Raw genomic sequence first — 16,774 nt, 5'->3', positions numbered from 1 at the left:
CGGTCTCATTCCGAACCCGGAAGCTAAGCCCTCCAGCGCCGATGGTACTGCACTCGGGAGGGTGTGGGAGAGTAGGACGCCGCCGGACTTAACGTACAGTCGAGGGCCTTCCCCATTGGGGTTGGCCCTCGACTGCTTTTGTGCGTACGGGCCCTAGTAGCGTTGGATGGGCTGCGCGCTCGACGTGCGCCCCCGCGCCTGGTGGCAGTGCCGGCACCTGAACGATCTTGGTACCACCCGTAGTGATCTGTTCCGTACTTGATGTGCTCCGGCAGCCCCGCCGATGTTGTGAGGGCCCGCCGAACTTGGAAGGACTTGACCCGTGAACCCAGGACCGCAGGACGGCGGCTCCAGCAACCGCGACGACGAAGGCCGGGATGGCCGCGGTCGCGACGGAGGCTCCGGCGCGAACCCCCGCGGTGACCGGGGCGACCGGGGCGCCGCTCCCCGCCGCGAGGGCGGCTTCCGAGCCGGCGGTGACCGAGGTGGCGACCGTGGCGGCTTCCGGGGCGGCGACCGTGATCGGGGCAGTTCGTCCGGTGGCGGCGACCGCGGTGGTTACCAGGGCGGCGGCAACCGTGACCGGGGCGGCTACCAGGGCGGCAGCGACCGCGGTGGTTCCTCGGGCGGGTTCCGCAGTGGCGGTGACCGTCCCCAGGGTGGCGGGTTCCGCAGTGGCGGTGACCGTCCCCAGGGTGGCGGGTTCCGCAGTGGCGGTGACCGTCCCCAGGGTGGCGGGTTCCGCAGTGGCGGAGATCGTCCGCAGAGCGGTGGTTTCCGCAGTGGCGGCGACCGCGACCGCGGCAGCTCGTCCGGTGGCGGCGACCGCGGTGGTTACCAAGGTGGCGGCAACCGTGACCGGGGCGGCTACCAGGGCGGCAGCGACCGCGGTGGTTCCTCCGGTGGCTTCCGCAGCGGCGGGGACCGTCCCCAGGGCGGCGACCGTGGTGGTTATCAGGGTGGCGGCGACCGTGGTGGTTCCTCCGGCGGTTACCGCGGCGGCGGCGACCGTCCCCAGGGCGGTGGCTTCCGCGGCGGCGGTGACCGGCCGCAGAGCGGTGGCTTCCGCAGCGGCGGTGACCGGCCGCAAGGTGGCGGGTTCCGCAGCGGTGGAGACCGGCCGCAAGGTGGCGGGTTCCGCAGCGGTGGAGACCGTCCGCAGAGTGGTGGTTACCAGGGTGGCGGTGACCGTGGCGGCTACCGGGGCGACCGTCCGCAGGGCGACCGTCCGCAGAGCGGCGGGTTCCGCGGTGGCGACCGTGACCGTGGTGGTTACCAGGGCGGCAGCGACCGCGGTGGTTCCTCCGGCGGTTACCGCAGTGGTGGCGACCGCCCCCAGAGTGGCGGCTACCAGGGTGGCGGCGACCGCGGTGGTTCCTCCGGCGGTTACCGCAGCGGCGGCGACCGCCCCCAGGGCGGCTACCAGGGTGGCGGCGACCGTGGCGGCTACCGGGGCGACCGTCCGCAGGGCGACCGTCCGCAGAGCGGCGGCTATCAGGGTGGTGGAGACCGTGGCGGCTTCCGCAGCGGTGGCGACCGTCCCCAGGGCGGCGGCTTCCGCAGCGGTGGCGACCGCCCGCAGAGCGGCGGCTTCCGCGGCGGAGACCGTGACCGCGGTGGTTACCAAGGTGGCGGCGACCGTGGTGGTTACCAGGGTGGCGGCGACCGTGGCGGCTACCGGGGCGACCGTCCGCAGGGCGACCGCCCGCAGAGCGGCGGTTACCAGGGTGGTGGAGACCGTGGCGGCTACCGCAGCGGCGGCGACCGCCCGCAGAGCGGCGGCTACCAGGGCGGCGGAGACCGTGGCGGCTACCGAGGCGGGGACCGCTCCGAGGGTGGCGCGCGCAGCAGCTTCCAGGGTGGCTCCGGCGGCTACCGCGGCGATCGTCCCCAGGGCAGCCGGCCGCAGGGCGACCGCCCGCAGGGCGACCGGCCCCAAGGCGACCGCCCGCAGAGCGACCGCCCCCAAGGCGGCGGCTTCCGCAGTGACCGCCCGCAGAGCGACCGCCTCCGCAGCAACGACCGCCCGCAAAGCGACCGCGGCAACCGCGAGGACCGCGGCGGCTACCAGGGCAACCGTGGACCGCGTACCGATGCGCCGCGGGATGACCGTGCGCCCCGGGGCGAGCGGGGCTTTGAGCAGCCCGATCTGCAGCAGCCCGCCTTCCAGGCGCCCGAGCTTCCCGATGATGTTGTTGCCACCGACCTCGACAAGGAGGTTCGCTCCGAGCTGCTGAGCCTGTCGCGCGACACCGCCGATCTGGTTGCCCGGCACCTCGTGGCCGCCGGTCAGATCATCGACGAGGATTCCGAGCTTGCGCTTCAGCACGCCATCGCCGCGCGGCGGCTTGCCTCGCGGATCGCTGTCGTGCGGGAGGCCGTGGGGCTGGCCGCGTACGCCGTGGGGGACTGGACCACCGCGATCGCCGAGCTGCGGACGTACCACCGGATGACGGGGCGGCAGACGCACCTGGCCGAGCTGGCCGACTGTGAGCGCGCTCTGGGTCGCCCGGAACGGGCGATCGATCTGTTCCGTGGTGCGGACAAGGACACGCTCGACAAGGCGGGCGCGATCGAGCTGCTGATCGTCGCGGCCGGCGCGCGTGGTGACCTCGGTCAGCACGATGCCGCCGTGGCCATGCTGCAGGTTCGGGAGCTGACCGCCGACGAGGACGCCGAGTGGGCTGTCCGGCTGCGGTACGCCTACGCCGACGCGCTGCTTGCCGCCGGCCGGCGGGATGAGGCCCGGGAGTGGTTCGCGCGGGCCGCGGCTGCCGACGAGGACAACCTCACCGACGCGGCTGAGCGGCTGCTTGAGCTCGACGGCGTCACCATCGAGGGCGACGACCCCGAGGACGAGGACGACGAGCAGGCTCCCGCGCCGGAGGGTGAGCCGCTGACGGCCGCCGCCGACGAGGAGGACGAGGAGTACACCGACGAGGCGTTCGTCGACGGCGACGAGGACGAGGACGACGACGACCTGACCGAGGCCGGGACCGACGCCGCTGACGCCCCCGAGGCCAGGACGGCCGAGCAGGCCGAGCAGGCCGAGGACAAGACGGACGAGGTCCAGGACGAGGCCGACGATGAGGATGAGGACGACCTGACCGAGGCCGAGACCGACGCCGTCGAGGCGCAGTCCACCGACGTCGAGATCACCGACACCGCGGGCGACCCGAAGGTCGACGACATCGAGGCCGGGACCGCCGGGACCGACGGGACCGAGCGCCCCGCGAAGGGTGACAAGGAGCCGGAGGCGTGAGCCTGGTCGACGGCTACGACCTGGTCATCCTCGACCTGGACGGGGTCATCTACCTGATCGACAAGCCGATCGAGGGTGCGGCCGGGGCGGTCGAGCGGCTGCGCTCGGCCGGCACGGCTATCGCGTACGCGACCAACAACGCCTCGCGGCGTGCCCCCGACGTCGCCGCCCTGCTCACCGGCATGGGTGTTTCCGCCGAGGCCGGCGAGGTGCTCACCTCGGCCGGTGCGGCGGCCGCCATGCTGGCCGAGCGGTTGCCCGCCGGCGCTCCCGTGCTGGTTGTCGGCGCGGAGGCGTTGCGGGCCGAGGTGCGTGATGCCGGGCTGGTGCCGGTGGAGCGGCTCGAGGACGAGCCGGCGGCGGTCGTGCAGGGTTACGGGCCCGAGGTCGGCTGGAAGATCCTGGCCGAGGCTTCGCTCGCGGTGCGCGCCGGTGCGCTGTGGATGGCGACCAACACCGACCGGACCCTGCCGAGCCCGCGTGGGCCGCTGCCGGGCAACGGCTCACTCGTCGGGGTGCTGCGCACCGCGCTGGGCCGGGAGCCGGACGTGGTTGTCGGCAAGCCTGCGCCGGCGCTGTTCGAGACGGCCGCTTCGCTGTCGAAGTCGCAGCGGCCGTTGGCGGTCGGCGACCGGCTCGACACCGACATCGAGGGTGCGGTCGGTGCGGGCATGGACAGCCTGCTGGTGCTGACCGGGGTCAGCGGTCCGGCCGAGCTGCTCGCGGCCCCGCCGGAGCGCCGGCCGACGTATGTGTCAGCAGACCTCTCGGGGTTGTTCGGCGAGGCGTCGGCGGCGCGGATCCCGGCCGGCACCGACGAGCTCGGCGGCTGGCGGCTGGCCGACGGCAAGCTCGAGGGTGCGGGCGAGCCGGTCGAGGCGCTGCGGCTGCTCGCCGGGGTCTACTGGAACGGTGGCAAGGTCGAGGCCGGCTCGGACGCGGCCCGCGAGCTGTTCGCCGGCTGGGAGCTGTAACCGCCGCTCCGCACTGTCGTTGATCCCCCGCAGGCACCACGCCTGCGGGGGATTTCCGTGTCCGGCGCCGCCGGAGATAGTGGACACCCAGAGTCCGACGGGAGTCGACAGTCAGTGGCAGGAAGCGCACACAAGGAAAAGCCGTCCCCGCGGCGAGGTCTGCTGATCTGGCTCTCCGGCGCCGATCCGGACACGCTGTCGCGCAGCCCCCGCGAGAAACGCAAATACTCCGGGCTCGGCGGCGTCGTGCTCACGACCGCCTGCATGGCCGGGCTCTCCGCGGGCTTCGCCCTGCACACCGGGGTACGCGCGCCGCTGGCGGTCGCCGTGGTGATCGCGGTGCTGTGGGCGCTGGCCATCGCCAACCTGGACCGGTGGCTGGTCGCCGCGGCCGGCCGTCGTGAGCTGTGGTGGCAGAACCTGGCGACGCTCGTACCGCGGATCCTGCTGGCCCTGGTGATCGGCGCCGTGGTGTCGACGCCGCTGGTGTTGTGGATCTTCCAGCGGGAGATCCAGGCCCAGCTGACCGTCACCCAGCAGGTCGAGCGCAACACCTACGAGCAGAAGCTGCGGTCCGACACGCGCTTCGCCGGCATCCCCGACCTGCAGGCCGAGGTCACCCGGCTGCAGCAGGTCGCGGCCGGTTCGCTGGTCTCCGACCTGGTCGGCAAGGACCCGGCGGTCGTGCGTGACCAGGCCGAGTACGACGCGCTGGAGAAGCGTTACAGCGAGGCGCGGGCCAAGGCGATCGCCGAGTTCGACGGCACGGACGGCACCGGGCAGAAGGGCGGCGGCCCGGCGTACAAGACCAAGCTGCGGGCCGCCGGTGAGCTGCGCGTGCAGCGGGACGCGGCCAAGGAGAAGCTGGAGGGCGCCAAGACCGCGGCCCTGGCCCGGCAGCAGTCCACGAGCAGCAAGGAGCAGGCCACCGCGCAGACCGACCTCGCCACCAAGGAGGCGGAGCTGGCCCGGCTCAAGAGCCTGAAGCAGGCCGAGGAGGACCGCTACCTCATCGACAGCGGCAACGACCGGGGCCTGCTCGCCCAGCTGGAGGCGCTCAGCCGGATCACCGACAGCAACGCGACGCTGAAGACGGCGTACCTGACGCTGCTGTTGTTCATCACGGCGATCGAGATCCTGCCGGTGCTGACCAAGTTCCTGCTCAACGTCGGGCCGCCGACCGCGTACGACGAGATCCTGGCGACCGCGGAGAAGAGCGATGTGCAGGCGGCCCGGGCCCGGATCGAGTTCGAACGCGAGCAGGAACGCCGGGAGCTGGAGGCCCAGGCGAAGCGGCGGGAGGAGATCCGCCGGGAGACCGACGGCCGGGAGACGCACGTGCAGACCGAGATCCGCAAGCGGGAGCTGGACCGGTGGCGCAGCGAGGAACTGCACCGGCTCAACGGCGGCGCGGCGGAGACCGCTACCCGCCGTACGCTGCGGTTTCCGGGGCCGCGGCGGGCCAAGCCGGACCGTACCGGTTACACGGAGTGGCCCGCCGACGAGTCGGCGACCCGGCCGGTAGGCCCGGGGGCGTCCGTGGCCGTGCCGGAGCCGGAGAGCGACACCGGCACCGAGGACACGATGCCGCGGTGGCGCTTCAAGTAGGCGAACTCCGAGAAAGGGGAGAGCCGGGCGGCTCTCCCCTTTTCCGTGTCACCGGTTGAAGTAGACCGTGCCGATCACCGTGCCGGGCGGCAGCTTGTCCGGCGGCGGCTCGGCGCTGGTCAGGGTGCGCACCGGCACCTGGGCGAGCCGGTCCGAGCCGAGCAGCACGTTCTCCAGGTCCCGGGTCCGGTTCTGGTCGCCGCCGTAGCTGACCAGCAGGATGAGCGCCGGCACGTCACCGGCGCCCACCTCCTGATCGAAGCGGGTGAAGAAGGCCCGCTCGTCGCGTTGCAGGGACGGCGGTTGCTGCGGCGGCAGGACGATCTCCACCCGCTGCCTCGGCGGCGCCAATTGCCCGGGCAGCTCGGCCGGTGCGGCAGGCGGTGGGGGCGGCGTGGGCTCGGCGCGGTGGGCGATGACGAACCACGCGGAGCCGAGCAGGACGGCCGCCACGACGACGCCGGCCAGGTAGACGAGCGGCCGGCGGCGCCCACCGGCCTGGACGTGCGTGGTCAGGCCCCGCCACAGGGTGCCGGCCCGGCCGCGGGGGCGCAGGACCGGGAAGCTGCCGGTGTTCTGGTCGCCCTGCGCCCAGCTCTGACTCTGGTACGTGGCCGGCGCCGACCCGGCGAGCCGCAGCGCGGTGGCGACCTGGGTGGTGGCGTGGTTGTCGTAGCCGATGGTGCGGCAGCGCTGCACGAGCGCCGGGCTGCGCGGGCCCTCGCGGTCCACTTCGAGCAGCGCTTCCACGGCGCCGTACATCATCCGCCGCAGCCGTCCGGAGCGGCTGCCGCCCAGCTGTTGCTCGACCGTGCCGAGCATGGTGTCGATCCACTGCTCGTCGGCCTGCCGGCAGAGCCCGGCGCGGGTGAGGTTGCGGGCCAGCGGCTGCAGCACGCGCAGCTCGGCCTCGGGCAGCGTGCGCCGGTCCCGCAGCGCCGACTGCCAGAGCAGCTCGCCGACCGCCCGGCCCGGCAGCGGGTCGAGCCGGTCGCTCAGCGAGCACAGGAACCGCAGGGGGCGCTCGGCCAGCAGCACCTCCTCGGTGACCGCCGCGGTGCACTCGTGGTGGGTGTTGAGCTCGGCGACCACCGTGTCCGGGTCGGGCGGGAAGTACTCGCTGTCGTCGTGCATGGTCAGGCCCAGCGACAGCAGGAAGGACCGGGCCGCGATCCGGTCCGGGAAGCCGCCCAGCAACCCGGACGGGCCGATCCATCGGTACGTGACCGCGCGCAGTTGCCGGGGCTGCGGGTAGGCGTTCAGCAGTAGGGTGGCGAGGCGCTTGTGCCAGGAGGTCAGCTCGGGGCGGGCCGCCGTGGGCAGGTCGAGGACGTTGTCGGGGGTGCCGCCCTGTGCCGCGATCACGCCGGCCAGCAGGGCATCCTCGAGCGGCCCGCCGAGCTCGTCGGTCAGCCGGTCGACGGCCTCGGTGGGCGCGTTGAGGGCCCACTGCTTGACCAGCAGCACGTGTTCCTTCGCCAGCCGCCGCCGCCCGCCCAGGGTGTCGAGCATCGACGGCACGTCGGCCCAGCCCGGCACGAAGTTGGCGTGGCCCAGCTCGACCAGCATCTCGTCCAGCGGGCAGTCGCCGCGCAGCAGCTCAGGGTCGGGCCGCCGGCCGGTCGCGGCGTAGTGCACCAGGAACTCGAAGCCGCGCAGCACCTCGCGGCGCTTGAGCCGGCTCTTGATGTCCGCCTCGGTGACCGGCCCGCGGCGGAACAGCTGCGCGACGCTGTCCGCCCGGTGCGGCTCCTCGCGGCGGAAGTCCTCGGGCCAGCCGCCGGAGACCACCCGCAGGTCGGGCGAGTCCGGGCGCTGCAGCATGCACGTCGACCAGGACCAGGCGCGCAGCTCGCGTTCCGGCAGCACCTTCAGGGCGGCCGGGATGATCGTCGCGGCCTGCGCCGGGTCGCCGTCGACCGGGATGGCCGGCTGCCGGGTCACGATCCCGCCGAGCAGCTGCATCACCGCCAGCTGGAAGCGCTCCGCGTCGTACGGCACGGCCGGCGCCTTCTGGTCGCCGGCCGCGATCTCGGCGCCCGCCGTCCACGCCTCCAGCGCCGTCATGTCCTCGGCGGCGAACGCGAAGCGGCAGGTGCCCGCCACGCCGAACGGCCCGCGCCGGCCCTGCACGACGAAGCACCACAGCCAGCGGCCCTGCACGTGCACCCGGCGCAGCGTCCAGACCGGATGGCCGACCGTCGAGCGGATGCCCTCGGGCGGCTGGCTCAGGTCGGCCTGCAGCAGCCGCTCGGCGGCGCCCCAGTACTCCCGGGGCGCGGGCGGGCCCTCCTCGTGCGGGCTGAAGCCGCGGCCCGTCAGGTCGGCCCACTGCACCATGATCATGGCGTTGGTCATCTACGAGCCCTTCCGAGAACGGCCAGCAGGAGCTGGGTCAGCGCGGCGGCGCGGTCGTCGACGCGGGGGAAGCGGTCACGCGGATCCAGCGGCTTGAGCCGGATGTCGTCCACGGCGATCGGCACGGTGGCCAGCGGCGAGCACAGGAAGAACCGCAGGGTGATCCACGGTTCGCTGTGCATCCGGAACAGCGCGCTCTGCTGGCCGAGGCCGTACGCGAGCCCGCAGCCGACCGCCGACATGATCAGGTCACGGAGCAGGATCAGCGCGCCGGAGCCCGGCCGCAGCGCGCTGTCCAGGTGCTCGTCGATCGACGGCACCCGGACGTGCTGCGGCACCTCGGTGGTCATGTCGCCGGCCGGGATGCTGACCTCGTTGTCGGTGCCGACGTGCACCAGCTTCCAGAACTCCTCGGGCTGCGAGAAGTGGTCCAGCAGCCCGCGGGCCACCTGCACGGCGCGGCGCTGCCGGACGGCCGGCTCGGCGGTGCGCGCCCCCCACACGTAGGTCAGCAGCTGAGTGGCGCCCGGGTCCGCCCCGGTGCCCCGGAACCAGCGGTCCACCGCGACCGACAGGTACGTGGCGGTGCCGCGCTCCACCTCGCCGGGCGCGCCGAAGTCCCGCAGGTTCAGCCCGGGCTTCTCCAGCGCGGCGCGGATCAGGTCGCACTTGGTGACCGCCACCAGCATCTGCAGCGGCCGGCCCTCGTTGGTGGCGAACACCCCGTCGACCATGGTGACCTGCTGGCCGATGTCGTCCTGGATGGACTCACGGTTGCCGCGTACCACCTCGGCGCCGGCGCCGTACCCGCTGACCGTGCCGGGCCGCAGGCTGCCGTCGAGCAGCAGCCGCTCCTCGGCGACCGACTCGGTCGCCATCCAGTCGGTGGCGTTCGGCGCCACCGCCGGGTCGACCACCCAGAGCAGCGCGTCGAAGGAGCGCAGCATGCCGGCCTCGCGGTGGTTGCTGCGCCGCTCGTCGAACAGCTCGCCGGGCAGGTCGGCGACCCCGGTCCAGGTGCGCCGGTCGCCGCTGTCGGTGCGCAGCACCAGCGGCTGCCGGAACTGCCGGCCCCACTGCTGGGCGCGGCGCTCACCGTCGACCACCGTACGCCGCACGAGCTCCTGGATCGCCGCGAGCGCGTCCCGCAGCTGCTCCTCCAGCAGTCCCGCCGGGGTGGCCTGCCGGTCGGTGCCGGTGGGCTGGATCGCCTTGCCGGTCTGCCGGGTGTCGTTGTACTTGCCGATCCGGGAGGTCAGCGGCAGCTCCTCGAGCGGGCTGAGCTTGCGCAGCCGGATCCGGCCCGGGTCGTCGTAGGCGTTCCACTGCGCCAGGTTGTCCAGGTTCTGCTTGAGCATCCGGACCAGCAGGTAGGTCTTGCCGCTGGCCGGCGCGCCCATCGCGGCGACCATGTTCCACTCGTCGATGCTCTGCCGGGCCTCGTCCGGGCGCCGCTGCACGCCGGAGCGGTAGACCGGGGTGGCGTCCGGGAAGATGTGCCCGCCGCCGCAGAGCAGGTAGATGAAGTCGACCTCGTGCTCGTTGAAGGCCGGGTCCACCGACTCCGCCGGCCGGTAGTTGCCGGCCAGCATGGTCACCCGCCACGGGGTGTCGTTGCGGCCGTCCGGCGCGCCCACCTCCAGCCGGAACGACGGCGGCATCAGGAACCGGCCGGTCGCCGGGTCCAGCGGCGGCGGGGTGCCGCCGAGCAGCTGCCGGCACACCGGGCAGGTCGCGCCGAACCGGCTCGCCGGGTCCTCCGCCGGCGGCGGCTTCGACCAGCGCATCAGGCGACCAGCCGGACGAGCAGGAAGCACAGCGCCGCCGCGCCGCCGCCGAGCAGCGCGCCGGCGGCGGTGCCCCAGCGGCGCCCGGTCCGCGCTGCCGTGCCGAGGTAGCCGGCGACCCCGGCCTCGACCTCGACGAACGCGCTCTGCCCGGGCTCGGGTGCGGCGTCGATCCAGTCGCCGAAGGTGTGCCCGTACCGGGCGAACTGCTCGCCGGGCTCGCCGCACTGCCGGGCCACCCGGTGCCGCAGCGCCTCGCGCCATGAACGGTTCACGTCATCCCCCGATCGCCAGAACGCCCAGCGCCGCCCCGGCGACGACGCAGCCCACCACCCAGATCGACAACCACAGCGCGGCCCGGCGCAGGGCCACCGCCTGCGCCTGGCGGCCGATCGCGTCGTACGCCCGGTGCACCCGCTCGGGCCGGGTGGCGGGGCCGTGCCGGGCGTACGCGCGGATCTCCTCGATCGGGCCGGCGAACGTGGAGACCAGCGCCGTCCGGGTCCGGCCCGGTGCGGCGGCCGGCTCGCCCGCGCAGCGCTGTTCGGCCGCGAGCACCTCGGTCAGCCAGGCCTGCGCCCACGGGTGCGGCGACTCGATGGCGATCCGACCACGCGGGCCGGTGCCGAACGGCTCGGCCAGCACCGTGATCAGCGGCTCCCAGCGCGGGTCGGCCCAGTGCTCCCGGAGCGCCTTGAGGACGGCCTCCTCGCTGTCCGCCACGCGCACCGCCGGGCTGTCCGGGTCGGTGTGCAGCAGGGTCTGCTCGACCCAGTGCCGGCCGGCGAGCGCGCACAGCACCACGATCAGGAAGCCGAACCGGTCCTGGGCGTAGAGCAGGCCCGGGGTCAGGTGCCAGCCCTCGGCGGTGTCGTGGCGCATGCGCCGGATGCCGCCGTACTCGTAGAGCTCGGTGCCGCGCAGCACGGCCGGCGGCGGATCGGCCTGGGTGGCCGCGTCGGTGTCGATCAGCACGTAGCCGCTGCTGTCCTGGTTGGTGCACCAGCAGACGTTCTCCGGCTTGATGTCGCAGTGCGCCCACTTGAGCTGGTGCAGCTGGTCCAGGCCGGCGGCCAGCAGCCGGAAGTCGCCCAGCCGCTCGGTGCCCGGCCAGCGCCGGACCGGTTCCCACCGGAGCAGGTCGATCTGCGGCGACACGGCCAGCAGGTACAGGTCGGGCCGGGCGTGCTCGCCGATCCAGGACGGCAGCCGCCGGTGCAGCTGCGCGACGACCTCGTCGGACGGGGTGCCGAGCCGGGTGGTGACCGCGCCGGAGAGCTGTTCGAGCTGCCCGTCACCCCGGACCACCTGCACCGGCACCACGGCCCACGGCGGTTCGACCGGGGTGCGGCGATCCGTACCGCCGAGATAGCGGTTGGCCCGTTGCAGCGCGGTCGCCTGGCCGTGCAGGTGCTGGCGCAGCGCCTCGGCGTCGCCGAGGTCGGCGCAGCCGTAGATCTTCACGTGCCAGGTCGGCCAGCCGTCCCGTTCGTTGGCGGCGGTGGTGAAGATGACCTGAGTGCGGATGCGCCGCAGCTGGCCGGTCGCGCCACCCCCGATCGGCGGCACGTCGAAGTCGACGCTCTTGTGCTCGTGCCCGCGCGGCGGGGCGACGGTCAGCAGCACCTGCCACTGCGGTCCGCTGAGGTTGATGACCATCGCGGGCTCGTCCGGATCAGCCATGACCGCCCTCCCAGGCAAGGTGGTAGTCGAGCAGGGTGGACGACGAGGTGCCGCCGGTGTAGCCGATCGAGCCGGCCGGGCCGGCCTGGATGAGCCGGCCACCGGCGCGCAGCGGGGCGCCGTCGATGGTGACCAGGTAGTCGGGCCGCACCCGGGACCGGGCGAACTCGACGCGCCGGCCGTCGTGGCGCAGGTAGAGCAGCTCGCCGCGGGGCAGGAAGGTCGCGTACTCGGGCAGGCGCACCGAGGCGTCGCGGGCGGCCTGACCGGTCCAGCGGCCCAGCGGCACCCAGCCGGGTGCGGACGCCAGGTGGCAGACCCAGCGGAAGTCGGCGCCGTACCGCAGGGTCAGGTGCGCGGTCGCCGACGGGACAACGACCGGCGGCTCGGCGGTGGTCAGCCGCAGCGTCTGCTTCGGCGCGGGCAGGGCGGGCGGCTGGAGCAGGAACCGGTGCCCGGGATGCGGCAGCGCGGGATCAACCGCGAACCGGACCGAGCCGACCCGGGCCCGGGGCAGCCGGGCGTGCACGTGCTGGTGGACGATCCGGTGCACCTTGCCACCGAACCCCGGACTGGTCGCCGCCGAGGTCACCACGGACACCGAGATCCGCAGCGCGGCCGGGTCGAGGCCGCCGGCGTTGACGATCGTGCAGTACCGCTCGACCGCACGCCGGAAGGCATCAAGGACACCGCGTTCGAAGTGCGCGTCCGCCGTGGTCATCGGGTCTCTCCGATCGCTGTGCTGATCGTCCGGGCGAGGTCCCGGGCCCGGCCGTGGGACCGTCGACCCCGGGCGGTGTCGCTGCCGTACCGGCCGGTGCTGCGTGCCCGGCGCAGGTCTTCGCTGGTCCCGGGGGGTGATCGCGGGCTCCGGCGCGGCGGGCCCGAACCCCAACCGGGCGCACCATCCACGGGCAGGCGCCGGCAGCTCCCCACCAGCAGACCGGCGAGAACGACAAGAGTGCCGAGGGCCGTCCACGATGACGATGTGCCGACACCTCCGCCCGGGGTTCCAGTTGGTGGGAAAATGCATTCCGGAACCGTGCGGACGACGCGGCCGGGGATACAAAAGGTAAGCCAGGGCCCCACGAACACGTAAATGGCCGAAGGGCCCACATCAACCCGGAAGGATGACCGACCACGACCGGGGTAACCGGAACGGCCGGGGCAGAGCATTCGGTGACGGTGGTGGACCGGAGCGGCCTGGGCGGGTGGATCGGCAGTTCGGGGCTGGGGTGGGGTGGTGGGGCCGGTGAGGGGTGAGGGGAATAGCGGAAACTGTTTCGGAGTGCGGGCGGGAAGGCATTCTGCGGGACTTCACCCGCGGGGATGACGGCCGTTCGGTCGGCCTGGCGCGGCGGTAGTCCGGCAATAATGCGCGGGGCGGCCGGTGGGGCCGGGAATCACGCGAAAAGGCGATCGATATTCACATCGGGCGCGTGGGTTTTCCTTTTTTGCGGTGCGGTGCGGTGCGGGGTCGGCCCAGGATTGGCCGCGCCGCGTCTGGTCGCGCCGGGCAGGGTTGGGGTCACGGGGCCGGGTTGGGCCGCGCCGCACCGCGCCGGGCCGCACCGCGCCGGGCCGCACCGCGCCGGGCCGCACCGCGCCGGGCTGGGCCGCGCCGGGCCGCACCGCGCCGGGCCGCACCGCGCTGGGCTGGGCCGCGCTGGGCCGCGCCGGGCTGGGCCGCACCGGGCCGCGCTGGGCCGCGCTGGGCCGCGCTAGGCCGCACCGCGCTGGGCCGCACCGCGCCGGGCTGGGCCGCGCCGGGCCGCACCGCGCCGGGCTGGGCCGGGCCGCACCGCGCCGGGCTGGGCCGCACCGGGCCGCGCCGGGCCGCGCCGGGCCGCGCCGGGCCGCACCGCGCCGGGCCGCGCCGGTTTGGGCCGGGCCGGGCTGGGCCGAGTTGGGCCGTTTGGGCCGGGTTGGGTGGAGCGGTCAGTGTGTGTATCGAGGTCGGCCGCTTCGGCGGTTCTGGTCGCGGCGGTGCTGGCAGCGCCGTGCCGTGCGGTGCCGGTTGCGCAGTGCAGTGCCGGTTGTGCCATTCGCCGTGCGGTGCGGGGTTGTCGTGCCGTGCGGTGCAATTCGTGGCGCTGTCGGTTTCGGCCCAGCGGTGCAGCTTCCGCATCGGCCGGGTCAGTTGGTTACGTGAGCTGCTGAACCGCATGACCGCTCAGCCCGCATGACCGCTGGCCCGCATGACCGCTGGCCCGCATGACCGCTGGGCGGCTGGCCCGCTGGCGCGCTGGCCCGCATGCCCGCATGCCGCAGGCTCGTCGACTTTCGCCATTCAGTGCCGTCGCAGCCTCAGCGGCAGCCTCCCCGCAGATCTTGATGAGCTAAAACGATCCAGCCACACCACACCGCTACAAGGTCCACCACTCACACCCCTTTCCTCCTGAAATGACCCCCTCAACCCCCACCACCGCCACACACCCCCTCCAAAGGTCAATCCCGCATACCCGACGAACCTGGCAATGGGGACTGTGTCACGAACGGTGTTTCTGGCCGCGATTCGCCGGATTTGAGTCTGGTGGGATGGGCGTCGTGAGTAATGACCGGAGAGTCGTGAGTCGACGGAAGAACGCCGGTACTGGAATCCGGAAGCTGTCGCCGGAGCATGTCGCAGCGGCGGCGATGGTGGCCGAGGCCCGGCAGCGGGGCTTGGAGCTGACCGGCCCCGGGCGGATTGTTGAAACTGTTCACCGGAATGTCCTCGAGGCAGCGTTGAACGAGGAGATGACCGAGCGCCTCGGTCATGAGACGCCTGCATCATCCACCTGATCCGCAACACGTTCCGGCTGACCTCGCGTAAGGACAGCGACGCGATCAAGCGGGACATCAAACCGATCTACACCGCGCCGAACGCCGACGCCGCGCGCGCCGCGGTCGACGAACTGGACGAGAAATGGGGGCCTAAATATATCGGATCGCTTAACTCCCGCTGCCGCTGCGCGATCCGGGCCCGCGGACATTTCCCAACCGAGCAAGCCGCCATGAAATGCCGGTACCTTGTGAGCCGCAGCCTCGACCCCACCGGAGCGGGCCGCACCCGATGGACGATCAGATGGAAAGCCGTACTGAACGCCTTCGCCATCACGTTCGGTGACCGCTGGCCGGACGCCGAGCAGTACAGATCAACGCCAGAAACACCGATCGCGTTACGGACCCGCGAAAGTCGGGAGGCCCCTGACCCGCATGGTTGTCGCCCGTTGGGTCGGGTGGCGGCGGGGGTGTGGTGGCTGCGGTTGTAGGTCGTCGTGCGTCGCTGGGTGCGCCTCCCTCCTGACGGTTGGGGCGGGGTGAGGTGAGGTGAGGTGGGCTGGTTAGTCGACCAGGCCGGATTGGTAGGCGAAGACGACGAGTTGGGCACGGTCGCGGGCGGCGAGTTTCACCATGGCTCTGCTTACGTGGGTGCGGGCCGTTGCTGGGCTCAGGGTCAGGCGGGCTGCTATCTCCTCGTTGCTCAGGCCTTCGCCGACCAGGCCCACGATTTCGCGTTCGCGGTCGGTGAGGGTGTTGAGGTGGGGGTGGGGGCGTAGCACTCTGGTCGGGCGGGAGGCGAACTCGCGGATCACGCGGCGGGTTACCGAGGGCGACAGCAGGGCCTCGCCGGCGGCGACCAGGCGGATGGCGTGGACCAGGTCGGCCGGTTTGGTGTCTTTGATCAGGAAGCCGCTGGCGCCGTGGCGGAGGGCGTCGAAGACGTAGCTGTCGATTTCGAAGGTGGTCAGGACGATGACCCGGGTGGCGGTCAGGTCCGGGTCCGCGGCGATGCGGCGGGTGGCTTCGATGCCGTCGATGCCCGGCATGCGCACGTCCATCAGGACCACGTCGGGGTGGTGGCGCCTGGTCTGCTCGACCGCGGCGAGGCCGTCTGCCGCCTCGCCCGCCACGACCATGGAGTCCTCGCTCGTCAGCAGGGTGCGCAGGCCCAGCCGGATGAGGTCCTGATCGTCCGCGATCACCACCCGGATCGGCTCGCCGGTGGTCATCGGCGCACCGGGAGGGCTGCGGTCACGGCGAAGCCGCCCTCGGGGCGGGGGCCTGCCGTCAGGGAGCCGCCCAGGGCCGATGCGCGTTCCTTCATGCCGGCGAGGCCGTGGCCTGCGGGAGCCGGGGTGGGCAGGGCGCCCCGGCCGGTGTCGGTGACGGAGACCGTCAGGTTGGCGTCGGTCAGGGTGACCTGGACCGTTGCCGTTGCCGCGCCCGCGTGGCGCAGGACGTTGGTCAGGGATTCCTGCACGATGCGGTACGCCGCCAGGTCCACCGCCGTGGGCAGGGACGCCAGCGGGCCGGTCAGGTCGACCGTCACCGGGACGCCGACGGCGCGGGTGCGGTCGACCAGGGCGTTCAGGTGGGCCAGGCCCGGGGCGGGGGAGCGGTCGTCGGGGTCGTCGCCGCGGCGGACCGCGCCCAGGGTGGTGCGGAGTTCGTCGAGGGATTCGCGGCTGGTGCGGCTGATCGCGGTCAGCGCCGCCTCGGCTTGTTCGGGTTGCTTGGGCAGCAGGTGCAGGGCGACGTCGGCCTGCATCATGATCGCGGCCAGGCCGTGGCCGACCACGTCGTGGACCTCCTGGGCGACGCGGAGCCGTTCGGCGTCCGCCTGGCGGCGGGCCTCGTCGCGGCGGTTCTGCAGCACCTGCTCGCGGCCCACGCGGACGGTCACGCCGATCGCCAGGGGGCCGGCCACCCAGGCGACCTGCGGGGCCACCGCTGCCGTGTCGAGGCCGCCGCCGAGCAGGCCCGCGACGATGAGCAGGACGAGCGAGCCGGTGGCCGCCACGGCCGCGGCACGCAGGGGGCGGTGCGCGGCGACCGTGTACACGGCTATGGCCAGGCTCAGCATGATCGGGCCGTACGGGTTGCCGCTCAGCAGGTAGCCGCACACCGCCGCGGTGCAGACCGCCAGGACCTGCATCGGCAGCAGGCGCCGGACGGCCGGCGCCAGGGCGGCCGTGACCACCAGCGCGTACGCCCAGCCGGGGATCGACGGGACGCCCTGGTTGCGGCCCGCGGGGGCGGTGCCCATCAGGCCGACCGCCAGCAGGGCGAGCGCGAGCAGCCCGTCCGGTAGGTATCCGCGTGCCCGGTTCATGACG

Annotated in this window: 12 protein-coding genes, 1 rRNA gene and 1 pseudogene; 5 read left to right on the top strand and 9 right to left on the bottom strand. The window is 73.4% G+C overall.

The features are described 5' to 3' along the window. A 5S ribosomal RNA gene (gene rrf, locus ACIBQZ_RS31400) occupies window positions 1-88 on the top strand; the annotation flags it as partial. On the opposite strand, the gene ACIBQZ_RS31395 is transcribed toward rrf, so the two are convergent. Next, the gene (locus ACIBQZ_RS31395) at window positions 89-2,329 is read right to left on the bottom strand and encodes a hypothetical protein (RefSeq protein WP_396092436.1); all 2,241 of its coding nucleotides are present in this window, start codon (window positions 2,327-2,329) and stop codon (window positions 89-91) included. It lies immediately after the preceding rRNA gene. Between ACIBQZ_RS31395 and ACIBQZ_RS31390 the strand changes: the two genes are divergently transcribed. The 3 genes from ACIBQZ_RS31390 to ACIBQZ_RS31380 all read left to right on the top strand — a co-directional run bounded on the left by ACIBQZ_RS31390 (window position 2,279) and on the right by ACIBQZ_RS31380 (window position 5,844). Beyond that, a complete protein-coding gene (locus ACIBQZ_RS31390; protein WP_396092435.1) occupies window positions 2,279-3,262 on the top strand; it encodes a Replicase polyprotein 1ab in 984 nt (327 codons plus the stop codon). The two genes, ACIBQZ_RS31395 and ACIBQZ_RS31390, sit on opposite strands and share 51 nt — an antisense overlap. Beyond that, window positions 3,259-4,236, top strand: coding sequence for an HAD-IIA family hydrolase (locus ACIBQZ_RS31385; RefSeq protein ID WP_396092434.1), 978 nt, complete (start codon window positions 3,259-3,261; stop codon window positions 4,234-4,236). The genes ACIBQZ_RS31390 and ACIBQZ_RS31385 overlap by 4 nt, the downstream gene beginning before the upstream one ends. Before the next feature lie 114 nt (window positions 4,237-4,350). Continuing rightward, window positions 4,351-5,844 (top strand): DUF4407 domain-containing protein, encoded by a 1,494-nt coding sequence (locus ACIBQZ_RS31380; protein ID WP_396092433.1) that lies wholly within the window; start codon window positions 4,351-4,353, stop codon window positions 5,842-5,844. Between the two features lie 48 nt (window positions 5,845-5,892). Here ACIBQZ_RS31380 and ACIBQZ_RS31375 read toward each other — a convergent pair whose 3' ends face one another. From ACIBQZ_RS31375 to ACIBQZ_RS31350, 6 genes are all read right to left on the bottom strand, one after another. Next, entirely contained in the window at window positions 5,893-8,202 is a 2,310-nt protein-coding gene (locus ACIBQZ_RS31375; RefSeq protein WP_396092432.1) for a hypothetical protein, read from the bottom strand. Continuing rightward, window positions 8,199-9,989, bottom strand: coding sequence for a hypothetical protein (locus ACIBQZ_RS31370; RefSeq protein ID WP_396092431.1), 1,791 nt, complete (start codon window positions 9,987-9,989; stop codon window positions 8,199-8,201). The genes ACIBQZ_RS31375 and ACIBQZ_RS31370 overlap by 4 nt, the downstream gene beginning before the upstream one ends. After that, on the bottom strand, window positions 9,989-10,264 hold the full coding sequence (locus ACIBQZ_RS31365; protein ID WP_396092430.1) for a hypothetical protein: 276 nt from the start codon (window positions 10,262-10,264) through the stop codon (window positions 9,989-9,991). Before ACIBQZ_RS31365 ends, ACIBQZ_RS31370 begins: the two co-directional genes overlap by 1 nt. A 1-nt stretch (window position 10,265) precedes the next feature. Continuing rightward, window positions 10,266-11,672 (bottom strand): hypothetical protein, encoded by a 1,407-nt coding sequence (locus ACIBQZ_RS31360; RefSeq protein WP_396092429.1) that lies wholly within the window; start codon window positions 11,670-11,672, stop codon window positions 10,266-10,268. Further along, window positions 11,665-12,393, bottom strand: a complete 729-nt coding sequence (locus tag ACIBQZ_RS31355) for a hypothetical protein (protein ID WP_396092428.1) — start codon at window positions 12,391-12,393, stop codon at window positions 11,665-11,667. The genes ACIBQZ_RS31360 and ACIBQZ_RS31355 overlap by 8 nt, the downstream gene beginning before the upstream one ends. A gap of 1,727 nt (window positions 12,394-14,120) precedes the next feature. After that, window positions 14,121-14,432 carry a hypothetical protein gene (locus tag ACIBQZ_RS31350; protein ID WP_396092427.1) on the bottom strand — a complete coding sequence of 104 codons (312 nt, stop codon included), beginning with the start codon at window positions 14,430-14,432 and terminating at the stop codon, window positions 14,121-14,123. Window positions 14,433-14,440: 8 nt separating this feature from the next. Between ACIBQZ_RS31350 and ACIBQZ_RS31345 the strand changes: the two are divergent. After that, window positions 14,441-14,806 (top strand): annotated as a pseudogene (locus tag ACIBQZ_RS31345) (transposase); the annotation flags it as partial. Window positions 14,807-14,998: 192 nt separating this feature from the next. On the opposite strand, the gene ACIBQZ_RS31340 reads toward ACIBQZ_RS31345, so the two are convergent. Next, window positions 14,999-15,667: a response regulator gene (locus ACIBQZ_RS31340; protein ID WP_396092426.1), complete on the bottom strand. Its 669-nt coding sequence runs from the start codon at window positions 15,665-15,667 to the stop codon at window positions 14,999-15,001. Then, the gene (locus ACIBQZ_RS31335) at window positions 15,664-16,770 is read right to left on the bottom strand and encodes a sensor histidine kinase (RefSeq protein WP_396092425.1); all 1,107 of its coding nucleotides are present in this window, start codon (window positions 16,768-16,770) and stop codon (window positions 15,664-15,666) included. The genes ACIBQZ_RS31340 and ACIBQZ_RS31335 overlap by 4 nt, the downstream gene beginning before the upstream one ends. Window positions 16,771-16,774: the final 4 nt, after the last annotated feature.

Origin of the sequence: Actinoplanes sp. NPDC049599 (genome assembly GCF_044465625.1) — a bacterium.
Taxonomy (GTDB): Bacteria; Actinomycetota; Actinomycetes; order Mycobacteriales; family Micromonosporaceae; genus Actinoplanes.
The sequence above is the reverse complement of the archived record's forward strand: the minus strand, read 5'-3'. Positions and strand labels throughout refer to the sequence as shown.